Source organism: Protofrankia sp. CiP1_Cm_nod2, from assembly GCF_920664355.1.
GTDB lineage: Bacteria > Actinomycetota > Actinomycetes > Frankiales > Frankiaceae > Protofrankia.
Genome location: NZ_CAKKTL010000036.1, coordinates 1 through 1060 on the forward strand (window position 1 = coordinate 1; position 1060 = coordinate 1060).

A 1060-nucleotide genomic window follows, 5' to 3' on the forward strand; every position below is an offset into this window, starting at 1 on the left:
GCGCGGGCCTGCCGGGCTGTGTCGAGAGGGGCTCGTCGACGGCGAGCACCCGCTTCTCCTCGACAAGCCGGCGCAGCAGCGGCGACAGCGACCCCGAACGCAGAGCACCCTGCCGGCCGCCCGCCGCCGCGGCGATGTTGGCATGGGTGCGCTCCCCGGCACCCACCGCTTCGAGGACGCGCCGCGCCTGGTCGGGCGTGGGGAATTCGGCCATCAGCGTGGATTCCGGCACGCTGAACAGCGGCGAGGCCGGGTCGGCGCACTCCTGTTCCAGGAAGGGCAGCGGCGGGGTCCCGTGCGGCCAGCTCCGCAGGATGCCAGGCAGTCCGCCGGAGACCAGGTGGGCGTCGATGGCGTCGGCCGCGTCCAGGCCGAGAGCGTGAGCGGTCTCCAGCGGGTTGAGGGGGCCGAGGACGAGGTTGTCGGCCCGGCCGAAGAACGGGCGGTCGTAGGCGGTGAGCCGTTCCATCATGTGGATGTCGCTGCCGAGCAGCAGCAGGAGCACCGGCCGTCCGGCGAGCAGCCTGTCCCAGGCCGTCTGCAGCGCGCCGTCGAACAGGTCGTCCTGTTCGGCGAGCCAGGGGAGCTCGTCGAGGACGATGATCGCCGGCGCGTCCGGCAGGACCGAGGCGAGGACGCGGAAGGCGTCCGGCCAGCTTCCCGTGGATCGCGCGGGGACGAGTTCACGATCGGTCGGCAGGGACGATTCCTTCAGGTCCGCGAACAAGGCGGCCACCGATTCGACCGGTGAGGCACCCTTGGTGGCGGTGAAGAACAGGTAGGGGACGCCGGCCTGATCGCAGAACTCCTGCACGAGGCGTGACTTGCCCACCTGGCGGCGGCCTCGGATGGCGAGCGCCGCCCCGGAATGCGAGGCGGCGACCCGGTCCAGCCGTTTCCGCAGGAGAGCGAGCTCGGCCGCTCGTCCGACAAAACCCGTCGTCACACCTGAATCCCGTCTATGTAGATGCCATCTACATAGATACATGCTACCGAAGGGATCGCCTGGGCAGTCGAAGCCATCACGGAAAGTGTCTGTCCGGAGGCTCCCGGCAGGCGG

At 70.4% G+C, this 1060-nt stretch carries 1 protein-coding gene; it reads right to left on the reverse strand.

Going from position 1 to position 1060, the window contains the following annotated elements:
* On the reverse strand, positions 1-946 hold a 946-nt coding region (locus tag NBW84_RS06075), incomplete at its 3' end, for an AAA family ATPase (protein ID WP_250282498.1).
* Positions 947-1060: the final 114 nt, after the last annotated feature.